This window comes from Cellulomonas sp. McL0606, assembly GCF_058248365.1.
This window is the reverse complement of the sequence record NZ_CM177779.1, coordinates 3,416,009-3,440,728: the sequence shown is the minus strand read 5'-3', so window position 1 is coordinate 3,440,728 and position 24,720 is coordinate 3,416,009. Positions and strand designations below refer to the sequence as shown.

Sequence of the window (24,720 nt, the reverse complement as noted above, 5' to 3'; positions counted from 1 at the left end):
GGCCGGACCGGCACGGCAACCTGCACAGCAACCAGCACAACCGCTCGTCCGGAGGTTTGACATGGGGATCGAAGAGGCGCCGTCAGGCTTCCTGCTCACGACGGTCGAGGATCTCGTCGGCTACTTCCGCAAGGGTTCGCTGTGGCCGGTCACGTTCGGCCTCGCCTGTTGTGCCATCGAGATGATGGCCGCGGGCGCCAGCCGGTTCGACATCTCGCGCTTCGGCATGGAGGTGTTCCGCGCGTCGCCGCGCCAGGCTGACCTGATGATCGTCGCCGGCCGCGTGAGCCAGAAGATGGCCCCGGTCGTGCGCCAGGTCTACGACCAGATGTCGGAGCCCAAGTGGGTGCTCTCGATGGGGGTCTGCGCCAGCAGCGGCGGCATGTTCAACAACTACGCGATCGTGCAGGGCGTCGACCACATCGTGCCCGTCGACATCTACCTGCCCGGCTGCCCGCCGCGGCCCGAGATGCTGATCAACGCGATCCTGACCCTGCACGAGCAGATCCAGAACGAGCCGCTCGGTGTGAACCGCAAGGAGGCGGCCGCCGCGGCGGAGGCAGCCGCCATGGACGCGACGCCGACGTCGCACATGACGGGGCTGCTGAAGTGAGCGAGGAGAAGACGGACGCCGCGGCGGCCGCGAAGCCCGGCGACGCCGGGACGCAGGCGCAGCCGACCAGCGAGGCCGCGCTCGAGGCCGGCGGCCAGAACCTCGGCACGCGCACGCCGATCGAGATCGTCGAGGTCCGTAGGGGCATGTTCGGCACGACGGGCTCGGGCGATACGTCCGGCTACGGCGGCCTGGTCTCCCCGATCGCGCTGCCCGGCCCGAGCGAGCGCCCGTACGGCGGCTGGTTCGACGAGGCGGTCGACATCCTGGCGGAGGTGCTGGACGAGTCCGGCACGGGCTACGCCAACGCCGTCGAGTCCGTGGTGGTCGACCGCGAGGAGCTGACGCTGCACGTGCGGCCCGCGCACCTGGTCGAGGTCGCCCAGGTGCTGCGCGACGACCAGGACCTGCGGTTCGAGCTGAGCCTCGGCGTCTCGGGCGTGCACTACCCGCACGACGTCGGCCGCGAGCTGCACGCGGTCTACCACCTGACGTCGGTCACGCACTCGCACAGCCTGCGGCTCGAGGTCGCGGTCGCCGACGCGGACCCGCACCTGCCTTCGACGGTCGCGGTCTACCCCGCCAACGACTGGCACGAGCGCGAGACCTACGACTTCTTCGGGATCATCTTCGACGGTCATCCCGCCCTGGCCCGCATCGAGATGCCGGACGACTGGCCGGGCCACCCGCAGCGCAAGGACTACCCCCTCGGGGGCATCCCGGTCGAGTACAAGGGCGCAACCATCCCGCCCCCGGACCAGCGGAGGTCGTACCGATGACCACTCAGACACCCCGAAGCACCGCCCGCGTGGTGGACAGCGAGACCGAGGGCGTCCCCTCGTTCGAGGCGTCCGGCGGCGACTGGTCCGACATCGCCGAGGAGGCCGCCCGCCTCGGCGAGGAGCGGATCGTCGTCAACATGGGCCCGCAGCACCCGTCGACCCACGGCGTGCTCCGGCTCATGCTCGAGATCGACGGCGAGACGGTGACCGAGGCCCGTGCGGGCATCGGCTACCTGCACACCGGCATCGAGAAGAACATGGAGTTCCGCACCTGGACCCAGGGCGTGACGTTCTGCACGCGCATGGACTACGTCGCTCCGCTGTTCCAGGAGGCCGCGTACTGCCTGGCCGTGGAGAAGCTGCTCGGCATCACGGACGACGTCCCCGAGCGCGCCACGGTCATCCGCGTGCTGCTCATGGAGCTCAACCGCATCACGAGCCACCTGGTGTGCCTGGCCACGGGCGGCAACGAGCTGGGTGCCACGACGATCATGACCGTGGGCTTCACCGCCCGCGAGGAGATCCTGAAGATCTTCGAGCTGATCACCGGCCTGCGCATGAACCACGCGTTCATCCGCCCCGGCGGCGTGGCCCAGGACATCCCGCCGGGCGCGATCGACACGATCCGTGAGTCGCTGGTCGTCGTCCGCTCGTTCTTCAAGCAGCTCGAAGACCTGATGATGGCCAACCCGATCCTGCACCTGCGCCTCAAGGACGTCGGCTACCTGGGCCTGTCGGGCTGCATGGCGCTCGGCATCACGGGTCCGGTCCTGCGCAGCGCCGGCCTGCCGTACGACGTGCGCAAGGCCACGCCGTACTGCGGCTACGAGACGTACGACTTCGACGTCCCGGTTGCCGAGACCGCGGACTCGTGGGGCCGGCTCGTGGTCCGCGTCGAGGAGTGCTACCAGTCGATGAAGATCGTCGAGCAGACGCTGGACCGCCTGCAGAAGATGGGCCCCGGACCGGTCATGGTGGCGGACAAGAAGATCGCCTGGCCTGCGCAGATGGCCATCGGCGCCGACGGCATGGGCAACTCGCTCGACCACATCCGGGAGATCATGGGCACCTCGATGGAGGCCCTGATCCACCACTTCAAGCTGGTCACCGAGGGCTTCCGCGTGCCGGCCGGCCAGGTCTTCCAGACCGTCGAGCACCCCCGCGGCGAGCTGGGCGTGCACCTGGTGTCCGACGGCGGCACGCGGCCCTACCGCGCGCACTTCCGGGACCCGTCGTTCAACAACCTGCAGGCGACGTCGATCATGTGCGAGGGCGGGCAGATCGCCGACGTCGTCGTGGCCGTCGCGTCCCTCGACCCGGTGCTCGGAGGGGTGGACCGCTGATGTCGGTTGAAGCCGGAAGGCCCGCTGGTCGAGGTGCAGGCCAGACGCACCGGACGTCCTACGACGCCGAGACGCACGCGCGGCTCACCGCGGACTCGGACGTGATCGTGGCCCGCTACCCGCAGGCGCGCTCGGCGCTGCTGCCGATGCTGCACCTGGTGCAGGCCGAGGACGGCTACGTCAGCCCCCGCGGCATCGCGTTCTGCGCGGCGCACCTGGGCCTGACCACGGCCGAGGTGTCCGCGGTGGCGACGTTCTACACGCAGTACAAGCGCCACCCGAACGGCGACTACACGGTCGGTGTCTGCATCAACACGCTCTGCGCGGTCATGGGTGGCGACGCCATCTGGGAGGAGCTGTCGGACCACCTCGGGATCGGGCACGACGAGACCACGCAGGACGGCGCGATCACGCTCGAGCGCATCGAGTGCAACGCGGCCTGCGACTACGCGCCGGTCGTGATGGTCAACTGGGAGTTCTTCGACAACCAGACGCCCGACAGCGCACGCGGCCTCGTCGACACCATCGCCTCGGGGGAGCCCGTCGCCCCGACGCGTGGCGCCGACACCGTCGTGAAGTTCACGGACATGTCCCGCGTGCTGGCCGGGTTCGACGACGGCCGCGCCAACGAGGGTGTCGGCGCCGGCGTCCCGACCCTGCGCGGCATCGAGCTGGCCCGCGCCGAGGGCTGGGTGGCCCCGCCGCTCACGGCGACCGGCACCAAGGCCCCTGCCGGTGGCAAGCCGGAGGTCGGCGGCGAGCAGTCCAGCGCCGAGCGTCCCGTGACGACCGCCGGCGACGTGTCGGCCGAGGGCCGGCGCAAGAAGCAGACCTCCGACGACGCGAAGGAGTCCTGATGGCGACGACGCTGACCCCGGTCCTCACGGACACGTGGGACGCCGACCGCTCGTGGACGCTGGCCACCTATGAAGGTGCCGGCGGCTACCGGGGCCTGCGTCGGGCCCTGGGCATGCAGGCGGCCGACGTGGTCACCATGGTCAAGGACTCCGGTCTGCGCGGCCGCGGCGGTGCCGGGTTCCCGACGGGCATGAAGTGGGGCTTCCTGCCCGCGCCCGACGGCGGCCCGCGCTACCTCGTCGTCAACGCGGACGAGTCCGAGCCGGGGACGTGCAAGGACATCCCCCTGATGATGGCCAGCCCGCAGCACCTCATCGAGGGCATGATCATCACCAGCTACGCGATCGGCTGCGACCACGCGTTCCTCTACGTCCGCGGCGAGGTCCTGCACGTCTACCGCCGCCTGCTGCTGGCCATCCAGGAGGCCCGCGCGGCCGGCTACCTGGGCACCGACATCCTCGGCTCGGGCTACGACCTCGAGATCACGCTGCACTCCGGCGCCGGCGCTTACATCTGCGGCGAGGAGACGGCGCTGCTCGACTCGCTCGAGGGCCTGCGCGGCCAGCCGCGACTGAAGCCCCCGTTCCCGGCGGTCGCGGGCCTGTACGCCCGACCGACGGTGGTCAACAACGTCGAGTCGATCGCATCGATCCCGGGGATCGTCGTCGGCGGCTCGGACTGGTTCAAGTCGATGGGCACCGAGCGTTCGACCGGCCACGGCCTGTTCTCGTTGTCCGGCCACGTCACGCGGCCCGGCCAGTACGAGGCGCCGCTGGGCATCACGCTGCGCGAGCTGCTGGAGATGGCCGGCGGCATCCGCGAGGGCCACGAGCTGAAGTTCTGGACGCCCGGTGGTTCGTCGACGCCGATCTTCACCGCCGAGCACCTCGACGTCCCGCTCGACTACGAGTCGGTCGGTGCGGCCGGTTCCATGCTCGGCACGCGCGCGCTGCAGATCTTCGACGAGACCACGTCGGTGGTCCGTGCCGTGACGCGCTGGACCGAGTTCTACAAGCACGAGTCCTGCGGCAAGTGCACCCCGTGCCGCGAGGGCACGTACTGGCTGACGCAGGTGCTGCAGCGCATCGAGGCCGGCCAGGGCACCTCGGCGGACATCGACCTGCTCCTCGACCTGTGCGACAACATCCTGGGCCGCGCCTTCTGCGCACTCGGCGACGGCGCGACGAGCCCGATCACCTCGGCCGTGCAGTACTTCCGGGACGAGTTCGAGGCGGGCACCCACACGCCGGCCGACGTGCTCTTCCCGCCCGAGCACAGCTCGCTGTTCACCTACACGCCGCGCCAGACCGGCGTCCTCGCGGGGGTCCACGCATGACGATCCTGTCCAACGGACCGACCAGCAAGCTGGTCCCGTCGGCCCCCGTGGAACGACGGGCGGAGCCGACCGACACCGTCACGTTCACCGTCGACGGCATCGAGACCACGGTGCCGAAGGGCACGCTCGTCATCCGCGCCGCCGAGCAGCTGGGCATCCAGATCCCGCGGTTCTGCGACCACCCCCTGCTCGCCCCGGCGGGCGCGTGCCGTCAGTGCCTGGTCGAGGTCTGGGCACCCGGGCGCGACGGCAAGTTGTCGAAGATGCCCAAGCCCCAGGCCAGCTGCACGCTCGAGGCCAGCCCGGGCATGGAGGTCAAGACGCAGCACACCTCGCCCGAGGCGGACAAGGCGCAGCACGGCGTCATGGAGCTGCTGCTGGTCAACCACCCGCTGGACTGCCCGGTCTGCGACAAGGGCGGCGAGTGCCCGCTGCAGAACCAGGCGATGAGCAACGGGCGCGCGAGCACCCGGTTCGTCGACGTCAAGCGCACGTTCCCCAAGCCGATCGCGATCTCCACCCAGATCCTGCTGGACCGCGAGCGCTGCATCCTGTGCCAGCGCTGCACGCGGTTCTCCGAGGAGATCGCGGGCGACGTGTTCATCGACCTGCAGAAGCGCGGCGCCAACCAGCAGATCGGCCGGTTCGACACGGCGATCCTCGGGTTCACGGGGGAGGCCCCGCTCGGAGCCGCCGCCGAGGACACCTCGGGGCGACCGTTCGCGTCGTACTTCTCGGGCAACACCGTGCAGATCTGCCCGGTGGGCGCCCTGACCAGCGCCGCCTACCGCTTCCGGTCCCGGCCCTTCGACCTGGTGAGCACGCCGGGCGTGGGGGAGCACGACGCGCAGGGGTCGGCCATCCGCGTCGACCACCGCCGCGGCGTGGTCCTGCGCCGGCTCGCGGGCGAGGACCCGACGGTCAACCAGGAGTGGATCACCGACAAGGACCGTTTCGCGTTCGCGTGGCAGTCGGCGCCGGACCGCATCACCACCCCGCTCGTCCGCAACGCCGACGGCGAGTTCGAGCCCGCCAGCTGGGTCGAGGCGCTCGACGCGGCCGCCGCGGGCCTGCGCGCAGCAGCGTTCCCTGACGACCCGCGCGAGACCGCGGCCGGCTGGGCCGTGCTGGCCGGTGGTCGCCTGACGCTCGAGGACGCCTACGCGTACGGCAAGTTCGCCCGCGTCGCCCTGGGCACCAACGACGTGGACGGTCGGGCCCGGCCGCACTCCGCCGAGGAAGAGGCCTTCCTCGGCCACCACGTGGCCGGTCGCACGCTGGAGGTCACGTTCGCGGACCTCGACCGGGCGCCCGCCGTGCTCCTGGTCGGCCTCGAGCTCGAGGAGGAGGCCGGGATCGCGTTCCTGCGCCTGCGCTCCGCCGTGCTCGACCACAAGACGCGCGTGCTGTCCGTCGCGGCCCTGGCCAGCCGCGGTCTGGAGCGCCTGGGCGGGACGTTGATCCCGTCGGCCCCCGGGACCGAGGCGGAGGTGCTGGACGGCCTCGACACCGAGGTCGCGGAGGCCCTGTCCCGGGACGGTTCCCTCATCCTCGTCGGCGAGCGGCTGGCCGGCGTGGCCGGCGGCTACTCGGCGGCCCTGCGCCTCGCGCAGCGCACCGGTGCGCGCCTGGCCTGGATCCCGCGCCGCGTGGGCGAGCGCTCCGCCGTCGAGGCCGGGCTGCTCCCGACGCTGCTGCCTGGCGGGCGACCGGTCGCGGACTCCGCGGCGCGGGTCGACCTCGCCGCCGTCTGGGGCGTCGAGCACCTTCCCGCGGAGGCGGGACGGTCGACCGGTCAGATCCTCGCCGCTGCCCGCTCGGGCGGCCTGGGCGGCCTGGTCGTCGGCGGCCTCGAGCCGGCCGACCTGCCGGACCCGGCGATCGCCCGCGAGGCGCTCGACGCGGTCCCGTTCCTGGTCTCTCTCGAGGTGCGCCGGTCCGAGGTCACCGACCGCGCGGACGTCGTCTTCCCGGTGGCGCCGCCCAGCGAGAAGTCCGGCACGTTCGTCACGTGGGAGGGCCGTCCGCGACCGTTCCCGCAGGCGCTCGTGTCGCACGCGCTCGCCGACCACCGCGTGCTCGACCGGCTCGCCGACGCGCTGGGCGCGGACCTGGGCCTGCAGACGCTGGCGGCCGTGCACGCGGAGCTGGACCAGCTGGGTGGCTGGGACGGTGCGCGGACGGACGCGCCGCGCGTGCCCGCCGCGGAGCCGCCGGCGGTCGTCGAGGGCACCGCCGTGCTGGCGACGTGGCACCAGCTGCTCGACACGGGTCGGCTGCAGTCCGGCGAGCCGTTCCTGGCCGGCACCGCCAAGCGCGCGGTCGCGCGGGTCTCGCTCGGCACGGCGCGGGGCGTCGGCGTCGTCGACGGCGGATCGATCGCCGTCGGCACGGACGCCGGCACCATCACCCTGCCGGTCGCGGTCACCGACATGCCCGACCACGTGGTCTGGCTGCCGACGAACTCGCTGGGCAGCGCGGTGCGTGACACCCTGCACGCCGACGCCGGGGACGTGGTGCGCCTGACGCCCGGCCCGCTCACAGAGGAGGTGGGCGCGTGATCACCGCCCTGCCCACGGCCGCCCTGCCGCCGGTCACGGCGGACTTCAGCAACGACACGTGGTGGATCGTCCTGAGCAAGGCCGTCGCCATCGTCGTGTTCCTGCTGGTCAGCGTGCTGTTCGCCATCTGGTTCGAGCGCAAGGTCGTCGGTCGCATGCAGCAGCGGCCCGGCCCCAACGTGCACGGACCGTTCGGACTGCTGCAGTCGCTGGCCGACGCCATGAAGCTCCTGGTCAAGGAGGACATGACGGTCAAGGCCGCGGACAAGATCGTCTACATCCTGGCGCCGATGGTCGCGGTCTTCTGCTCGCTGCTGGTGTTCGCGGTCATCCCGTTCGGGCCCGCCGTCGACCTGTTCGGCCACGTCACCCCGCTGCAGCTCACCGACTTCCCGGTGGCCGTGCTCTACATCCTCGCGTGCGCGTCGGTCGGCGTGTACGGCATCGTGCTCGGTGGCTGGTCGTCCGGGTCCACGTACCCGCTGCTCGGCTCGGTCCGCTCGACCGCGCAGGTCATCAGCAGCTCGCGATGGGTCTGTCGCTGGTGACGGTGTTCATCGTCTCGAAATCGATGTCGACCTCGGCGATCGTCACGTCGCAGGTGGGCCACTGGTGGCTCATCCCGCTGTTCCCCGCGTTCGTGATCTACATCGTCTCGATGGTCGGCGAGACCAACCGGCTGCCGTTCGACCTCCCCGAGGCCGAGGGCGAGCTCGTCTCGGGCTACATGACCGAGTACTCCTCGATGAAGTTCGCGTGGTTCTTCCTCGCCGAGTACATCAACATGCTCAACGTCTCCGCGATCGCCACGACGCTGTTCCTGGGCGGCTGGCGGGCGCCGTGGCCCATCTCCGCGGTCAACGACGGGATGTTCAACCACGGCTGGTGGCCCATCCTGTGGTTCGTCGCCAAGATCTGGATCTTCATGTTCTTCTTCGTCTGGGTCCGCGGCTCGGTGCTGCGCTTCCGGTACGACCAGTTCATGAAGATCGGCTGGAAGGTCCTCATCCCGATCGCGCTCGGCTGGGTCGTCTTCGTCGGCGCCTGGCAGGGGCTGCAGAAGCTTCACCGACGTGCCGACGCAGAAGATCCTGTTCGCCGCCGCCGGGGTGATCCTCCTGGTGCTCGTCGGGCTGATGTTCGTGCCCGAGAAGAAGAAGGCGCCACCGCCCGGACCGACCGGGCCGAAGGTGTACGACCCATACTCGGGCGGCTACCCCGTGCCGCCCAAGCCGGGCCAGGTTCTGCCGCCGTCCCCGCGCCGGCAGCGGATGGCAGCGGCGGCGAAGGCGTCGGTCACGGCCGGCCCCTCGGGTGGCGACGAGAACGACAGCAACGAGAGCAGCGAGGTGCACGGTGGCTGACAAGCCCACGCCCCCACGGCCCGCGGGCTCCGGCAAGCAGCCGGCCCGCAAGCCGGCGCCGGCCGCCGGCACCCGCAAGCCGGCGACACGTGCCGGCGCCCGCCCGCCCGCCACCCCGGGCAAGGCCGCCGCGCCGCGCCCCAAGGCCGGCGAGGTGGCTCGGCCGACCGCCCCCGAGGGCTACCAGTCGATGATCGAGCCGCGGAACTGGGTGGCCGACCTGCTGGCGCCCGTCGGTGGCTTCGGCGTCACGCTCTCGAACATGTTCCGGCCGACGGTCACCGAGCAGTACCCGTCGGAGAAGGTGCCGACCAAGCCGCGCTACCACGGCCGGCACCAGCTCAACCGGTATGCCGACGGCCTGGAGAAGTGCATCGGGTGCGAGCTGTGCGCCTGGGCGTGCCCCGCCGACGCCATCTACGTCGAGGGCGGTGACAACACCCCTGAGGACCAGCACTCGCCGGGCGAGCGGTACGGCAGCGTCTACCAGATCAACTACCTGCGCTGCATCTTCTGCGGCCTGTGCATCGAGGCGTGCCCGACCCGGGCGCTGACCATGACCAACGAGTACGAGCTCGCCGGTCCGACGCGCGCGGGCATGATCTGGGAGAAGCAGGACCTGCTCGCCCCGCTGCGCAGCGGCATGCTGCAGGCGCCCCACCCCATGGTCGAGGGCACGACGGACACCGAGTACTACCGCGGCGAGGTCACCGGCTCCACGCCGGCGCAGGTCGCGTGGGTGGCCGAGCACCGTCCCGACGACCCGACGCTGCCCGGCGGCGCCGGGCTCGACGCCGCGAACGTGCCCGGTGCGACCGCCGCGCTCATGGCCGCCACGGTGGCGGCCGCGAACAAGCAGGGCACGCGATGAGCACGTCGACGCTGACGCTGATCCAGGCCCTCGCCGACACGGGCAAGACGTCCACGGGCGAGGCGGTCCTGTTCTGGTGCCTGGCGCCGATCATGGTGCTCTCCGGCATCGGGCTCCTGGTCGTGAAGAAGGCCGTGCACGCCGCGCTGCTGGTGATCACGATCATGATCTCGCTGGCCATCCTGTACATCGCGCAGGGCGCGGTGTTCCTCGGGATGGTGCAGGTGGTGGTCTACACCGGCGCGGTGATGATGCTCTTCCTGTTCGTCCTCATGCTCGTCGGCGTCGACGGGTCGGACTCGCTGGTGGAGACCATCCGCGGGCAGCGCTGGATCGCGCTGCTCGCCGGTGTCGGCCTGGCCTGCGTGCTCGTCGGCGTCGTCGTGAAGGCCGTCTACACGCCGCACGGCTTCGCGGCCGACGCGGTCAACAACAACCCCACGGGCATCGCGGAGCTCCTGTTCGGGAGCTACGTGTTCGCGTTCGAGGTGGTCGGCGCCCTGCTGGTCACCGCCGCGCTCGGCGCGCTGGTGCTCACCCACCGCCAGCGGCTCACCCCGCGCGTCGGCCAGAAGGAGCGGGCCGACGCCCGCGTCGCGGCCGGCGCGGTGCTCACCCCGCTGCCCGCACCGGGCGTCTACGCACGCCACAACGCGATGGACGTCCCGGCGCTCGGCCCGGACGGTCGCCCGCTCGACAGCTCGGTCCCGCGTGTTCTGCGCATCCGCGGCCAGGAAGCCGACGCGCAGGAGTTCGCCGCCCGGATCGACCGGGTGCTGGCGGGTGGGTCGGTGGTGGCCGGCAAGCAGTTCGGCAACCCGGACGGCCCGCAGAGCGCCGGCAGTCCCGACACGTCCCGGCCGGCCCCGACGGAGGAGAACCAGTGAGCCTGTCCCACTACCTCGTGCTGGCGGCGATCCTCTTCTCGCTGGGTGCGACGACGGTCCTGCTGCGGCGCAACGCGATCATCGTGTTCATGGGCGTCGAGCTGATGCTCAACGCCACGAACCTCACGCTCGTCACCTTCGCGCGCATCCACGGTGACCTCACCGGCCAGGTGATGGCCTTCTTCGTGATGGTCGTCGCGGCCGCCGAGGTCGTCGTGGGCCTCTCGATCATCGTGGCCATCTTCCGAACCCGACGCTCGGCCTCGGTCGACGACGCGAACCTGTTGAAGAACTGAGGGGCGGGGACGTGCACACCCTGACAGCCCTGGTGGCGAGCCTGCCATCAGACACGACGATCGGTCCGGCGACCGATACCGTCTCGGCGGGCATCCTGCTGGTCGCGCCGCTGCTGATCGGCATCCCGCTGGCCGGCGCGGCGGTGCTGCTGCTGCTCGGGCGCCGCAGCGACCGCTGGGGCCACTGGCTCGGCGTCCTGGCGTCGTCGGCAGCGTTCGTCGTGGGCGCGATCGTCTTCGTCAAGATGCTCCAGCGCTCCGAGGGGTCGCGCGTCTTCGACGTCAACCTGACGCACGGCTGGATCGAGGCCGGCTCGTTCCACCTGGACGCCGGGATGCGCCTCGACCCGCTGTCGATGACCTTCGTGCTCCTGGTGACGTTCGTCGGCACGCTGATCCACATCTACGCCGTCGCGTACATGGAGCACGACGCGGACCGTCGCCGGTTCTTCGCGTACCTCAACCTGTTCATCGCCGCGATGCTCACGCTCGTGCTGGCCAACAGCTACCTGCTGCTGTTCTTCGGCTGGGAGGGCGTCGGCCTGGCGTCGTACCTGCTGATCGGCTTCTGGAACCACCGGCTGGACTACGCGGTGGCGGCCAAGAAGGCGTTCATCGCCAACCGCATCGGCGACCTCGGGCTCATCATCGCGATGGGCCTCATGTTTGCCACGTTCGGCAGCGTCAAGCTCGACAGCGTGCTGCACGGGATCGCGCCGGGCACCAGCCAAGCGGCGCTGAACGGCATCGCGATCATGCTGCTGCTGGCCGCCTGCGGAAAGTCCGCGCAGTTCCCGCTGCAGTCCTGGCTCGGCGACGCGATGGCGGGCCCGACACCCGTCTCCGCGCTCATCCACGCCGCCACCATGGTCACCGCGGGCGTCTACCTCATCGTGCGGTCCGCGCCGCTGTTCAACGCGGCACCCGACGCCCAGCTGGTCGTGGTCTGCGTCGGCGCCGTCACGCTGGTCTTCGGGGCGATCGTCGGCTGCGCGAAGGACGACATCAAGAAGGCCCTGGCCGCCTCGACGATGTCCCAGATCGGCTACATGGTCCTGGCGGCCGGCCTCGGCCCCGTGGGCTACGCGTTCGCGATCTTCCACCTGCTGACGCACGGCTTCTTCAAGGCCGGCATGTTCCTCGGGGCCGGTTCCGTGATGCACGGGATGGACGACCAGGTGAACATGCGCCACTTCGGCGGCCTGGCGCGGTACATGAAGATCACCTACATCACGTTCGGGTGCGGCTGGCTGGCGATCATGGGCGTCCCGCCGTTCTCCGGCTTCTTCAGCAAGGACCACATCATCGAGGCGGCCTTCGTCCCGGTGGAGGGTGCGCCCTGGCGGGCCTGGGTGTTCGGGTCCGTCGCGCTCCTGGGCGCGGCCATCACCGCCTTCTACATGTCCCGCCTGTTCTTCATGACCTTCGAGGGCGAGAAGCGCTGGTCGGACAAGACCGACGGCAGCCACCAGCACCCGCACGAGTCCCCGAGGCTCATGACCTGGCCCATGATCGTGCTGGCGGTCGGGTCGTTCGGGCTCGGCTGGTACCTCAACGCGGGCAGCAAGTTCGTCGACTGGCTGACCCCGGTGCTGGGCACGCCGGTCGAGGACGACCCGGTCGTCTCGGCACTCGTCCTGAAGATCGTGACCCTCGCGCTCGTCGCGGTCGGCATCGCGATCGCGTACCGGCGCTACGTCTCCTCGCACGTCCCCGTCATCCCGCCGGTCGGCACCTCGCTGACCCGCGCGGCCCGCGTCGACCTCTACCAGGACGCCGTCAACGACGTCCTGCTGGTCGAGCCGGGCCAGGCCCTGACCCGCTCGCTCGTGTACGTCGACCGCACCGCGATCGACGGGACCGTCACCAGCGTCGGCCGGCTCACCGTCGGCCTGGGCGCGATCGCCCGACGGGTCCAGACCGGCTACGTGCGGTCCTACGCCGCATCGATGCTGCTCGGGCTCGTCGTCCTCGTCGTCGTCGTCCTGGTCATCCAGATCTGATGGAGCTCACACCGATGTCGTCCTCCTTCCCCTGGCTGACCGTCCTGGTCGCGGTGCCGGTGCTCGGCGCCGTGCTGCTCTGGGCGCTCCCCGCCGGTCTCCGCAAGCACACCCGGTCCGTCGCGCTCGCGGTGTCGTTGGTCGTGCTCGCCCTCGGCGTCGGCGCGCTGCTCGCGTTCGACACCAACGCCTCGCAGACCGTCCAGCTGTACGAGCAGCACGCGTGGATCCCGGCGATCGGCGCCTCGTACGCGGTCGGCGTCAACGGCGTCGGGCTCTCGCTCGTGCTCATGTCGCTCGTGCTGGTGCCGCTCGTGGTGCTCGCCGCATGGCGCGAGCAGGGCTCGGACACCGTCCCGACCGACCGGCTGCGCCGCTACCTCGCGCTGGTGCTGCTGCTCGAGGCGTTCATCATCGCGGTGTTCTCGGCGCGCGACGTGTTCCTCTTCTACGTCCTGTTCGAGGCCATGCTCATCCCGGTCTACTTCATGATCGGCATGTTCGGCGGGGCGCAGCGGCGGTACGCGGCGGTCAAGTTCCTGCTCTACTCGCTCGGCGGCGGCCTGATCATGCTGGTCGCGGTGATCGCGCTGTACCTGCAGGGCAAGGGGGGACCGCAGGGCTTCCTGACGGCCAACCTGACCGGTCTGGACATGCCGCAGAACACGGAACGGCTGCTGTTCCTGGCGTTCTTCCTGGCGTTCGCCATCAAGGCCCCGATGTTCCCCGTGCACACGTGGCTGCCCGACGCGGCGCAGCAGGCGACCCCCGGCACGTCCACTCTGCTGGTCGGCGTGCTGGACAAGGTGGGCACCTTCGGGATGCTGACCCTGTGCCTGCCGCTGTTCCCGGGCGCCTCGAGGTGGGCGGCGCCGGTGATCATCGTGCTGGCGCTGATCTCGATCCTGTACGGCGCGGCGCTGGCCATCGGCCAGAAGGACATCATGCGGTTGATCGCGTACACGTCGGTGTCGCACTTCGGCTTCATCGTGCTCGGCATCTTCGCGTTCACGTCCACGTCGATCGCCGGCTCGTCGCTCTACATGGTCAACCACGGGCTCTCGACCGGGGCCATGTTCCTGCTGGCCGGGTTCCTGGTAGCGCGCCGGGGGTCCCAGGAGATCTCGGCGTTCGGGGGGCTGCAGAAGATCGTCCCGGTCATGGCCGGCTACTTCCTGGTCGCCGGGCTGTCGGTCCTGTCGCTGCCGGGTCTGTCGACGTTCATCAGCGAGTTCCTGGTCATCGTCGGAACCTTCGCCCGGCACCCCGCCGCGGCGATCGTCTCGACGCTCGGGGTCGTGCTCGCCGCGATCTACATCCTGTGGCTCTACCAGCGGATGTTCACCGGACCCGCACCGGCCGACATGCAGGCCATCCCGGAGATGCGCACCCGTGAGCGGTGGGCGGTCGCGCCCCTGCTCGCGCTCATGCTGATCTTCGGCTTCGTGCCGCGACCGGCGCTCGACCTGGTGAGCCCGCCGGCGACCGTCACCCTCCAGCAGGTCGGCGTCACCGATCTGCCTGCCGAGAAGGGGAGCAACTGATGTTCACCGCACCCACGATCGACTGGGGCGCCCTGAGCCCCATCATCATCGTGCTCGGCGCCGCGATCATCGGCGTCCTCGTCGAGGCGTTCGCACCCGCCAGGGCCCGCCGTCCCGCGCAGCTGGTGCTCGCGATCGGAGCGATGGTCGGCGTGCTCGTCGCCGTGGCCCTCCTGTGGTCCGGTGTGAAGAAGCACGGCGGCACGACGGTCCTCGGCGGCTCCCTGCTGGTCGACGGACCGACCCTGGTCCTGTGGGCCACGATCGGGGTGCTCGCCCTGGTCTCGCTGCTGATCATCGCCGACCGCACGGAGACCGGCGAGGACGCGTTCGCGCCCAACGCCGCGGCTGTCCCGGGCTCGGACTACGAGGAGGTCGCTCGACGCAAGGGCGTCCGCCAGACCGAGATCTACCCGCTGGTGCTCTTCGCCACCGGCGGCATGCTGATCTTCCCGGCGGCCGGCGACCTGCTGACGCTCTTCGTCGCGCTCGAGGTCCTCTCGCTGCCGCTCTACCTGCTGGTGGGCATGGCGCGTCGGCGTCGCCTGCTCTCGCAGGAGGCGTCGATGAAGTACTTCCTGCTGGGGGCGTTCGCGTCCGCGCTGTTCCTGTTCGGCATCGCGCTGATCTACGGGTACAGCGGCTCCCTGCGCTACTCGGACATCGCCACGGCGACGGGCACGCCGAACGGGATGGAGGGACTGCTGCTCGTCGGCGCGGTCCTGATCCTGTCGGGCCTGCTGTTCAAGGTCGGTGCGGTGCCGTTCCACACGTGGACGCCTGACGTCTACCAGGGCGCCCCGACGCCGATCACCGGCTACATGGCCGCCTGCACCAAGGTCGCCGCCTTCGGCGCGCTGCTGCGGATCGTCTACACGGTGTTCCCCGGCCTGAGCTGGGACCTCGGCGTGGTCCTGTGGACTGTGGCGATCCTGACGATGGTCGTCGGCACCACGGGCGCTCTCGTGCAGAACGACATGAAGCGCATCCTCGGGTACTCCTCGGTCGCGCACGCCGGGTTCATCCTGGTCGGCATCATCGCGCTCAACCAGGCCGGCATCACCGCGGTGCTGTTCTACCTGCTGGTCTACGGCGCGGCGACGGTCGGCGCGTTCGGCATCGTCTGGCTGGTGCGCGAACGGACGGGTCAGACTGCCGACGGCACGCCGGGCCCGATCCTCGGCGAGGCCACGCACCTGTCGCAGTGGGCCGGCCTGGGTCGGACCAACCCCGTGCTCGCCGTGACGTTCTCGCTGTTCCTGCTCTCGTTCGCGGGCATCCCCCTGACCGCAGGCTTCATCGGGAAGTTCGGCGTGTTCTCGGCCGCGGTCGACGGCGGCGCCTGGCCGCTGGCGCTCATCGGCGTGCTCGCCTCGTCGGCGGCGGCGTTCTTCTACGTGCGGATCATCGTGCTGATGTTCTTCACCAGCCCGCCCGGCGCCCCCGAGGAGGTGGCCCCGGCCGACGTCTACGCCGCCTCGGGCGCCGTGCCCATCGAGGCGGTCCTCGGCTCTCCGTCCGTGTCGGCCGTCGCCGTCGAGACCCCGCCGTCGACGGAGGTGGAGGCGCGCTCGACGATCTCCACCACCGTGGTCAGGACCGAGGGCCTCGCCGTGGCGGCGATCGCGATCTGCGCGCTGCTCACCGTCCTGCTCGGCGTCGCGCCCTCCCCGGTCATCGAGGCGATCCAGAGCGTGGCGTCGTTCCTGCCGTGAGCCCGTGTCCTGCATCGGGGCGTCGGGAAGATAGGTTCGTGCCGTGACCACCATGACGGCCTTCCCGCTGGCCGATGCCGCCCTGGGCGAGCGCCTGTCCGCGCGGCTGGAGATCGTCGAGGAACGGCTCCGGGACGCCGTCACCAACGTCGACCCCCTGGCCGACGACGCGTCGCGCCACCTGGTCAACGCCGGCGGCAAGCGGCTGCGGCCGTTGCTGACGCTGCTCGCCGCCGAGCTGGGTGACGGCTCGCGGCTCGAGGTGATCGACGCGGCCGTCGTGGTCGAGCTGACGCACCTCGCGACGCTGTACCACGACGACGTGATGGACTCGGCGCCGCTGCGCCGCGGTGCGCCGGCCGCGCACGAGGTCTGGGGCAACTCGGTGGCGATCCTCACGGGGGACCTGCTGTTCGCGCGCGCGTCGGCGACGGTCGCGGGTCTGGGCCCGGAAGCGGTCCGGATCCAGGCGGCGACGTTCGAGCGGCTCTGCCTGGGTCAGCTGCACGAGACCGTGGGCCCCCGGCCCGACGACGACCACGTCGCGCACTACCTGCAGGTGCTCGCCGACAAGACGGCCTCGCTCATCGCGACGTCGGCCAGGTTCGGCGCGATGTTCGCCGGCTGCCCGCCGGACGTCGTGGCCATCGTGTCCGCGTTCGGCGAGAAGATCGGCGTCGCGTTCCAGCTGGCCGACGACGTCATCGACCTGACGTCCGACGGCGCGACCACCGGCAAGACCCCCGGCACCGACCTGCGCGAGCGTGTACCCACGATGCCCGCGCTGCTGCTGCGTGCCCGCGCAGAGTCGCCGACCGCCACGGAGCGGGACCACGAGGTGCTCGCCCTGCTCGACTCGGACCTCACCGACGACGACGCGCTCGCTCGCGCGGTGGCGGCGCTGCGGACGCACCCGGTGGTCGACGAGACGCGCGAGCGCGCGGTCACGCTGGCCCGGTCCGCGGTGCTCGAAGCTGGAGCCCCTCGACGACGGACCGGTCAAGGACGCCCTGGTCTCGTTCGCGGACGCCCTGGTCGACCGCGCGTCCTGATCCGTCCGGCGCACGTTCTGGCACCATGTGGCAGCGGCCCGTCTAGCGGCCGACTGCGGGAGGTCCGACGTGAGCGCACCGTGCGGGGTCTGCGGCGAGCCGCTCGTGCCCGGTGCCCGACGTTGCGCGGCCTGCGGTGCGCCCCCGGTCGCGACCGCCCGCCGGCCCGTGCTCGACGCGGTCGCGGAGGTCACACCGCAGACCGTCGCACCCGTGGGGCTGCGCCTGGTGGCGTTCACCGTCGACGTGCTCGTGCTCGTGCTCGCGGTGGGCGTCGGTTACGCGATCGCCGAGGCCGGCGGCGGGTCGAGGGGCGCAGACGGCTCGTGGGACGCCGTCGCCGGCGCCGTCCCGGGGCTGTTGGTCGTCGCGGCGCTGACGCAGTGGCTCGTGGAGGCGCGGACCGGCGCGACGGTCGGCAACGCGCTGACCGGCATCCGGACGGTCGGGTCGCGGACGCACCGGCCCGCGGGTCTGGTCGCGATCGCCGTGCGCGTCCTGGTCGAGGTCGCGGGCGCCCTCGTGGCGCTCGTCGGCGCGTGGGTGGTCGTCGCCTCGGGCGCCTGGGACCGCGCGACGGCGCGACGCGGGTGGCACGACAAGGCGGCCGGGACGCTGGTGCTGCGTGCGCGGTCCGTGCGCGAGGCCGGTGTCGAGGGTCCGGGCACCGCCCCCGCCGTCGCGCGGGCGCTGGGACCGCGGCCCGTGCTGGGCCTCGTGCCGCCGGCCCCTGGCGTGATCGGCGCTCCGCGCCCGGCCCCGGCGACCGTCGGCCCGATCATCGCCACGGCCCCCGGACTGATCCGACCCGCGCCGTGGAAGCCGATCACCACCTCGACCGGGGCCGAGCGGCTGGAGGTCATCACGGGGCCGCCGGGGCCGCGCGCCGCGAAGGTGGTGCCGCCGGCGGCCGAGGTCCGGCTCATCGACGTGCCCAACAGGCTCGTGTCCGGGTTGCCGAGCCCCGCGGTGCCCGCCCCGGTCATCGGCTCGCCGCTCACCGAGGCGATCTCGATCGGCGCACGGCCCCCGCGCCGCACTCCGCGTCTGCCGCGCATCGGTGCCCGCTCGAAGCGTCGTCCGGACGGGCTGGCCGAGCCCGAGACGCGGCCCGCCGACCCGGGCCTGCCCGAGCTGGAGCACGCCCGGCTGCGCCCGGACGAGCCCCCGGCCCGGGTGAGCGCGCCCGGGCTCGTGCTGCTGTTCGACACCGGTCTGCGCCTCGAGGTCGAGGGCGACGGGCTCGTCGGGCGCGCACCCGACGACGAACCGGGTCTGGCCCACCTCGTCGCGCTCGACGATCCCGACGGGTCGATCTCCCGCGTGCACCTGGCGTTCGGTCCCGAGCGGCGGGGCAACCGGCTGTGGATCGTCGACCGCGGCTCGACCAACGGCACCGTGCTCGTGCGGCCCGACGGGTCCGAGCTGTCGCTCGCCCCCGGCAAGCGGGCCCGGGTCGAGGCGGGCTGGACCGTCCGGTTCGGTCGTCGGGCCCTCGAGGTCCGCAGCCGCTCCGAGCTGGACTGACGCCGGAAGGGGCGACGTCGGTTGCCCCGGTGCACCGACGCTGGCGCCGTCGTTATGCTGGCCGACGATCGTGCGCAAGGTCGAGGTGCGGCCGGGCGCGGGGACCGCACACGGGACGAGGACGCCATGGCACGCGTGACCGCGCCGCTCGCCGGGACCTCGTGAACGACCGCCGGGTCCGCCTGAGGGTCGGCGTCGCGACCGCACGCGCGGAGCGTCCGCGCAACGAGGACAGCGTCTGGACGCAGGACGGGGCGTTCCTCGTCGCGGACGGCATGGGTGGGCACGACCGGGGCGAGGTGGCCAGCCGGACGGCGATCGACGTGCTGAGCGAGCTGGCCGTCGGCGCGCCGACCCTCGACGACGCGCGGGCGGTGGTCCGTGAGGCGCACGCCGCGGTCCGGGCGCTGCCTAAGGGCACGGGTCGGCGGCCGGGCACGACCGCGACGGGTGTGGTGCTGACCGAGCACGACGACGTGCCGTGCTGGCTGGTGGTCAACGTGGGCGACTCGCGGACGTACCGGATGGCCGGCGCGGTGCTCGAGCAGGTCACGCACGACCACTCGGAGGTCGCGGAGCTCGTCGCGGCGGGCGTGATCCCGGCCGAGGACGCCGCTCGGCACCCCAGGCGCAACGTGGTCACGCGGGCGCTCGGCGGCTGGTCGCAGGACGTCGAGCCGGACGTGTGGCTGCTGCCCGTGAGCCCCGGGGACCGCATGCTCGTGTGCTCGGACGGCCTGACCGACCCGCTGTCGGACGCCCGGATCGAGGCCGAGCTGCGCGCCCACGACGACCCTCAGGAGGCGGCCGACCGCCTGGTCGCCGCGGCGCTCGCGGCCGGCGGCCGGGACAACGTCACGGTGGTCGTCGTGGACGCGGCACTCACGCCAGGGCGCGCTCGGTGAGTCGGCGTCCCAGCCGGTCGGCCCGGCCGGCGCGCAGGCCGTCGACGGTCAGCAGGACGATCGCGACCCAGACGAGCGCGAAGCCCCACCAGCGCGCGAGCGGCATGTCCTCGTGCAGGACGACGACCCCGATGAGGAACTGCAGCATCGGCGTGATGTATTGCAGCAACCCCACCATGCTCAGCGGCAGCCGCCGGGCGGCGGAACCGAAGAGCAGCAACGGCACGGCGGTCACGACCCCGGCCGACGCCACCACCAGCGCGTGCCCGGGTCCCTGCGCGGCGAACGTGCCGTCGCCCGTGGTGCCCAGCCAGAGCAGGTAGCCGAGGGCCAGCGGCGCGAGCACGAGCGTCTCGACGGCCAGGCCCGGGATCGCCTCGACGGTGCGCCCGACGCGGTTCTTGATCAAGCCGTAGGTTCCGAAGCTGGCCGCCAGCACCAGCGCGATCCAGGGCAGCCGGCCGTACCCGACGGTGATGACGACCACCGCCAGCGCCCCGAACGCCAGCGCGACCAGCTGCAGCGGACGAAGGCGCTCCCGCAGGACGACGACGGCGAGCGTGACGGTGAACAGCGGGTTGATGAAGTACCCGAGCGCGTCGTCGACCACCCGGTCCGCCTGGATCCCGTACACGAACGTGATCCAGTTGATCGCCAGCAGGACGGCCGCCAGGGCGAGGAGGCCCAGGATGCGTCGCGTCCGCAGCACCCGGCCGAACGCCGCCCAGCCGTGGGTAAGCTGACAGCAGGAGGCAGCAGAACAGCAGCGACCAGACGACCCGGTGCGCGACGATCTCGACGGGTGTCGCCGGGGCCAGCAGGGGGAAGTAGAGCGGCAGCACACCCCACAGCACGTAGGCGCCGACGCCGGCCGCCAGGCCTCGGCCGTCGAGGGAGCCAGGAGGGCGGTGCGGGGCTTCAGACACCCGTTCACCCTAGGTGGTCGTCGCGACACGCCGTCTCACGCCTGTCCGCATTCTGGCGGGGACCTGAGGGTGACCTCACCGTCCGTCCTACACTGGTCCCCGCACAGCCCCGCAGCTGCCGTTCGTCGTGCACGCTGGACTGTCTCGGCTCCCCAAGATCGGAAGGCAAGCGCACCCGTGAGCACTCTGCGAGTGGCCATCGTCGGCGCAGGACCGGCCGGCATCTACGCCGCCGACATCCTGTCGAAGACGGACCTCGACGTCAGCATCGACCTGTTCGAGCGCCTGCCCGCGCCGTTCGGTCTGGTCCGCTACGGCGTCGCGCCCGACCACCCCCGCATCAAGCAGATCATCGTGGCGCTGCAGAACGTGCTGGGCCGCGGCGACATCCGCCTGCTGGCCAACGTGGACTACGGCACGGACCTCAAGCTCGACGACCTGCGCCAGTTCTACGACGCCGTCATCTTCTCCACGGGCTCGATCCGCGACGCCGCCCTGCCGGTGCCGGGCATCGACCTCGACGGCTCCTACGGTGCCGCGGACTTCGTGTCCTGGTACGACGGCCACCCGGACGTCCCGCGCACCTGGCCGCTGGCCGCGCAGCACGTCGCCGTCCTGGGCGCCGGGAACGTGGCGCTCGACGTGGCCCGCATCCTGGCCAAGCACGCGGACGACCTGCTGCCCACCGAGCTGCCCGCCAACGTCTACGAGCTCCTCAAGGCGTCGCCCGTGACCGACGTGCACGTCTTCGCGCGCCGCGGCCCGGCCCAGGTCAAGTTCTCCCCGCTGGAGCTGCGCGAGCTCGGCCACGTGCCGGACGTCGACGTCATCGTCTACCCCGAGGACTTCGACTTCGACGAGGGATCGATGGCCGCCATCCACTCCTCGAACCAGACCAAGCAGGTGGTCAAGACCCTGACCGACTGGACGTTGAAGGAGCCGGAGGAGAACACGGCGAGCCGCCGCATCCACCTGCACTTCCTGCACAAGCCGGTCGAGATCCTCGGCGCGGACGGCCGCGTGGTCGGCATCCGCACCGAGCGCACCGCGCTGAACGGCGACGGCTTCGTCACCGGCACGGGGCAGACGCACGACTGGCCCGTCGAGGCCGTGTACCGGGCGGTCGGCTACTTCGGCTCGCCGCTGGTGGACATCCCGTTCGACGACGTCGCCGGCGTGATCCCCAACCGCGAGGGTCGCGTGGTCGACGTCGACGGCGAGCACCTCCGGGGCGTCTACGCGACGGGCTGGATCAAGCGCGGTCCCGTCGGGCTCATCGGGCACACGAAGTCGGACGCGTCGGAGACCATCCGGCACCTCGGCGAGGACGTCGCCGAGGGCGGCGACGCCTTCTACACGGCCACGGACCGCGACCCGTCGGCCGTCGTCGAGTTCCTCACGAGCCGCAGCGTCGACGTCATCCAGTGGTCGGGCTGGGAAGCTCCTCGACGCGTACGAGCGCTCGCTGGGCGAGCCGCACGGGCGTGAGCGCATCAAGGTCGTGCCGCGCGACCACATGGTCGCCGTCTCCTTGGGCCAGCAGGTCCCGCAGGACTGATCTCAGCCGGTGATCCGCCGGAGGAACTCGCGTGTGCGGTCCTCCTGCGGCTCGCCGAGCACCTGCGCGGGGGTGCCGCGCTCGTGGATCCTGCCCTCGTGCAGGAAGCACACCTCGTCGGCGACCTCACGCGCGAAGCCCATCTCGTGCGTCGCGACCACCATCGTCAGCCCGGTCTGCTTGAGCTCGGCGAGCAACGCGAGGACCTCGCCGACGACTCCGGGTCGAGCGCGCTGGTCACCTCGTCGAGCAGCATCACGGCGGGCTTGCCGACCAGGGCGCGGGCGATGGCGACGCGCTGCTGCTGGCCGCCGGAGAACTCGTCGGGGAACGCCCTGGCCTTGTCGGCCAGCCCGACGCGGTCCAGGACGGCCATCGCCTCCTCCTCGGCGGCCTTGCGGCTGATCCGGTGCACGAGCCGCGGAGCCAGCGTGACGTTGTCCAGGACGTTCTGGTGCGGGAACAGGTTGTAGGCCTGGAACACCATCCCGATGCGCGCACGGACCGCGTTGGCGTCCAGCCGCGGGTCGGTGATGTCCCGGCCCTCCAGCTCGATGTCCCCGTCGTCGATGTCCTCGAGCAGGTCGATGCAGCGCAGCAGCGTGGACTTGCCCGAGCCGGAGGCGCCGATCAGCACCACGACACGGTGCGCGTCGACGTCGAGCGAGAGGTCGTCCAGCACGAGGTGGTCGCCGAACGACTTGCGCACGTTCCGGATCGAGAGCAGCGGCCCGTCCGGGCGCGCCGGCGGCAGGTCGCGCCGGGGGTTCACCGCAGCGCCCCGCTGCCCGCGATCGTGCTCTGTGCGCCGATCCAGCCCGAGCGCCGAGCCAGCGCGTCGGTGGCGCGCGTGAGCGGGAACGTCAGGAGCACGAACAGGACGCCGGCGACCACGTAGGGCGTGAAGTTGGCGTACTTCGCGGTCTCGATCTGGGCGGCCCGGACGGCGTCGATCGCGCCGAGGATCGAGATGAGGCCGGAGTCCTTGGACAGTGACACGAGGTCGTTGAGCAGCGGTGGGATCACGTTGCGCACGGCTTGCGGCAGGACGACGTGGCGCAGCGACTGCCCGTGCGTCAGCCCGAGCGAGCGGGCGGCCGCCACCTGCGACGGGTGCACCGACTCGATCCCGGCCCGGAAGACCTCGGCCACGTACGCCGAGTAGGTGAGCACGAGCGCCAGGCCGCCGAGCCAGACCGCCGACGTCGGGATGCCCTGCAGGCGCAGTCCGGGCAGCCCGAAGCCGACGAGCAGCATCACGAGGATGAGCGGGAGCCCCCGGAAGATGTCGACGTAGGCCGACGAGAGAGCCCGCAGCGGGAAGAACGCCGGGCCGCGCAGGGTGCGCATGAGCGCGAGCGCCATGGCGACGACGACGATGACCACCGCGCTGCACGCCATCACCCGGATGTTCAGCCAGAGGCCCTGCAGGATCGCGGGGAACGACGCCTGAGCGACGTCCCAGTCGAAGAACGACGCCTTGACGCGGGGCCAGCCCGGGGACGAGACGAGCGCGAGCCAGGCCACCGCGACCAGTGCGACCGTCGAGACGACCGCGACGCCTGCCGAGCGGCGCGTCCGGGTGCGTCGGTAGGCGTCCCGCTCCTGTTGGCGCGCCGAGGGCACCCAACCGGTGGCCGTGGTCACTTCAGGACCGGGGCACCCGCGGCGTCGGTCAGCCACGTGGCCTCGAGGTCGGCGAGCGTGCCCTTGCTGCGCAGCGCGTCGACCGCGGCCGTGACTGCCGGCGTCAGGGAGCTGCCCTTGTCGAGCACGATGCCGAACTCGTCGCCCCCGGCGCTGTCCGGGAGCTGGCCGAGCACGATCCCGCCGTCGAGCTCGGCCGCCGTGATGTAGAGGGCGGTCGGCAGGTCCACGACGATCGCGTCCACGAGGCCGGAGGTCAGCGCCTGCTTGACCTGGTCGTTGTCGTTGAACACCTGGACCGGTGTGGACGGGTCGATCGAGTCCTGCGCCGACGTCAGGCTCGTGGTGCCGACCATGGCGCCGATCCGCAGCGGCTTGAGCTTCGCCAGAGAGTCGGCTCCCTCGGCCGCCGCGCCCTTCAGCGTCACCACCGCCTGCGCGGTCTGGTAGTACGGCGACGAGAAGTCGAGGCTCGCCTTGCGCTCCTCGCTGATGGAGACCTGGTTGAGCGCGATGTCGAAGTCCTTGGCGCCCGGCGCGATGATCTGGTCGAAGCTGTCGGTCACCCACGTCACGTGGTCCTTGTCGAACCCGAGCTGTTCGGCGACCGCGTAGGCCACCGCGGACTCGAACCCCTTGCCGGTCGACGGGTCGTTGTCGACCACCCACGGGCTGTACGCCGGATCGGAGGTCGCGACGGTCAGGACGCCGTCCTTGAGCGTCGAGAGCGAGCCGTCGCTCGCGCTCGGGGCGGTGCCCGTCGAGTCGTCGGTGGGTGCGCAGGCCGCCAACGCCAGCGCGACGAGGGCGGCCAGGGTGGACCAACGGGTGAGTCGCACGGCGTTCTCCAGTGTGTCAGGGGGGACGTGGGGCCAGGATACGAGGGAACCTGCACGCGTCCGCGCACGTTTCAGGGGGTGCAGACGAGAAAG

At 71.5% G+C, this 24,720-nt stretch carries 17 protein-coding genes and 4 pseudogenes; 17 read left to right on the top strand and 4 right to left on the bottom strand.

Features of this window, described 5'->3' with window-relative positions:
- Positions 1-61: 61 nt before the first annotated feature.
- From AC38ZX_RS17450 to AC38ZX_RS17375, 16 genes and pseudogenes are all read left to right on the top strand, one after another.
- A complete protein-coding gene (locus AC38ZX_RS17450; RefSeq protein WP_426593081.1) occupies positions 62-613 on the top strand; it encodes a NuoB/complex I 20 kDa subunit family protein in 552 nt (183 codons plus the stop codon).
- On the top strand, positions 610-1,392 hold the full coding sequence (locus tag AC38ZX_RS17445) for an NADH-quinone oxidoreductase subunit C (RefSeq protein WP_426593080.1): 783 nt from the start codon (positions 610-612) through the stop codon (positions 1,390-1,392). The genes AC38ZX_RS17450 and AC38ZX_RS17445 overlap by 4 nt, the downstream gene beginning before the upstream one ends.
- Positions 1,389-2,738: an NADH-quinone oxidoreductase subunit D gene (locus tag AC38ZX_RS17440; protein ID WP_426593079.1), complete on the top strand. Its 1,350-nt coding sequence runs from the start codon at positions 1,389-1,391 to the stop codon at positions 2,736-2,738. Before AC38ZX_RS17445 ends, AC38ZX_RS17440 begins: the two co-directional genes overlap by 4 nt.
- Positions 2,738-3,595, top strand: coding sequence for an NADH-quinone oxidoreductase subunit NuoE (nuoE, locus tag AC38ZX_RS17435; RefSeq protein WP_491295318.1), 858 nt, complete (start codon positions 2,738-2,740; stop codon positions 3,593-3,595). The genes AC38ZX_RS17440 and nuoE overlap by 1 nt, the downstream gene beginning before the upstream one ends.
- Positions 3,595-4,932, top strand: a complete 1,338-nt coding sequence (gene nuoF, locus AC38ZX_RS17430) for an NADH-quinone oxidoreductase subunit NuoF (protein WP_426593077.1) — start codon at positions 3,595-3,597, stop codon at positions 4,930-4,932. Before nuoE ends, nuoF begins: the two co-directional genes overlap by 1 nt.
- The gene (locus tag AC38ZX_RS17425; RefSeq protein WP_491295317.1) at positions 4,929-7,493 is read left to right on the top strand and encodes an NADH-quinone oxidoreductase subunit G; all 2,565 of its coding nucleotides are present in this window, start codon (positions 4,929-4,931) and stop codon (positions 7,491-7,493) included. Before nuoF ends, AC38ZX_RS17425 begins: the two co-directional genes overlap by 4 nt.
- Positions 7,490-8,857: pseudogene (nuoH, locus tag AC38ZX_RS17420) on the top strand (NADH-quinone oxidoreductase subunit NuoH). Before AC38ZX_RS17425 ends, nuoH begins: the two are co-directional and overlap by 4 nt.
- Positions 8,850-9,728 (top strand): NADH-quinone oxidoreductase subunit NuoI, encoded by an 879-nt coding sequence (gene nuoI, locus AC38ZX_RS17415; RefSeq protein WP_491295316.1) that lies wholly within the window; start codon positions 8,850-8,852, stop codon positions 9,726-9,728. The pseudogene nuoH and the gene nuoI overlap by 8 nt, the downstream one beginning before the upstream one ends.
- Complete coding sequence (locus AC38ZX_RS17410; protein ID WP_426593073.1) at positions 9,725-10,615, top strand: NADH-quinone oxidoreductase subunit J; 891 nt, start codon at positions 9,725-9,727, stop codon at positions 10,613-10,615. Before nuoI ends, AC38ZX_RS17410 begins: the two co-directional genes overlap by 4 nt.
- Entirely contained in the window at positions 10,612-10,911 is a 300-nt protein-coding gene (nuoK, locus tag AC38ZX_RS17405; RefSeq protein ID WP_426593072.1) for an NADH-quinone oxidoreductase subunit NuoK, read from the top strand. The genes AC38ZX_RS17410 and nuoK overlap by 4 nt, the downstream gene beginning before the upstream one ends.
- Before the next feature lie 11 nt (positions 10,912-10,922).
- The gene (gene nuoL, locus AC38ZX_RS17400; RefSeq protein ID WP_491295315.1) at positions 10,923-12,914 is read left to right on the top strand and encodes an NADH-quinone oxidoreductase subunit L; all 1,992 of its coding nucleotides are present in this window, start codon (positions 10,923-10,925) and stop codon (positions 12,912-12,914) included.
- 14 nt (positions 12,915-12,928) lie between these two features.
- Complete coding sequence (locus tag AC38ZX_RS17395; RefSeq protein WP_426595995.1) at positions 12,929-14,458, top strand: NADH-quinone oxidoreductase subunit M; 1,530 nt, start codon at positions 12,929-12,931, stop codon at positions 14,456-14,458.
- Positions 14,458-16,173 carry an NADH-quinone oxidoreductase subunit NuoN gene (nuoN, locus tag AC38ZX_RS17390; RefSeq protein ID WP_426593070.1) on the top strand — a complete coding sequence of 572 codons (1,716 nt, stop codon included), beginning with the start codon at positions 14,458-14,460 and terminating at the stop codon, positions 16,171-16,173. The genes AC38ZX_RS17395 and nuoN overlap by 1 nt, the downstream gene beginning before the upstream one ends.
- Before the next feature lie 52 nt (positions 16,174-16,225).
- Positions 16,226-17,225: pseudogene (locus tag AC38ZX_RS17385) on the top strand (polyprenyl synthetase family protein).
- 69 nt (positions 17,226-17,294) lie between these two features.
- Positions 17,295-18,752: an RDD family protein gene (locus AC38ZX_RS17380; protein WP_491295314.1), complete on the top strand. Its 1,458-nt coding sequence runs from the start codon at positions 17,295-17,297 to the stop codon at positions 18,750-18,752.
- A 161-nt stretch (positions 18,753-18,913) separates the two neighbouring features.
- Positions 18,914-19,657, top strand: coding sequence for a PP2C family protein-serine/threonine phosphatase (locus AC38ZX_RS17375; protein ID WP_491295313.1), 744 nt, complete (start codon positions 18,914-18,916; stop codon positions 19,655-19,657).
- On the opposite strand, the gene rarD is transcribed toward AC38ZX_RS17375, so the two are convergent.
- Entirely contained in the window at positions 19,635-20,366 is a 732-nt protein-coding gene (rarD, locus tag AC38ZX_RS17370) for an EamA family transporter RarD (protein ID WP_491295312.1), read from the bottom strand. The genes AC38ZX_RS17375 and rarD overlap by 23 nt on opposite strands.
- A gap of 394 nt (positions 20,367-20,760) precedes the next feature.
- Between rarD and AC38ZX_RS17365 the strand changes: the two are divergent.
- Positions 20,761-22,141 (top strand): annotated as a pseudogene (locus AC38ZX_RS17365) (FAD-dependent oxidoreductase).
- A 2-nt stretch (positions 22,142-22,143) separates the two neighbouring features.
- On the opposite strand, the pseudogene AC38ZX_RS17360 reads toward AC38ZX_RS17365, so the two are convergent.
- The 3 genes and pseudogenes from AC38ZX_RS17360 to AC38ZX_RS17350 form a co-directional block, all read right to left on the bottom strand.
- Positions 22,144-22,895, bottom strand: a pseudogene (locus AC38ZX_RS17360) (amino acid ABC transporter ATP-binding protein).
- A 14-nt stretch (positions 22,896-22,909) separates the two neighbouring features.
- Positions 22,910-23,788, bottom strand: coding sequence for an amino acid ABC transporter permease (locus AC38ZX_RS17355; protein ID WP_426593064.1), 879 nt, complete (start codon positions 23,786-23,788; stop codon positions 22,910-22,912).
- Complete coding sequence (locus AC38ZX_RS17350; protein ID WP_491295311.1) at positions 23,785-24,627, bottom strand: ABC transporter substrate-binding protein; 843 nt, start codon at positions 24,625-24,627, stop codon at positions 23,785-23,787. Before AC38ZX_RS17350 ends, AC38ZX_RS17355 begins: the two co-directional genes overlap by 4 nt.
- Positions 24,628-24,720: the final 93 nt, after the last annotated feature.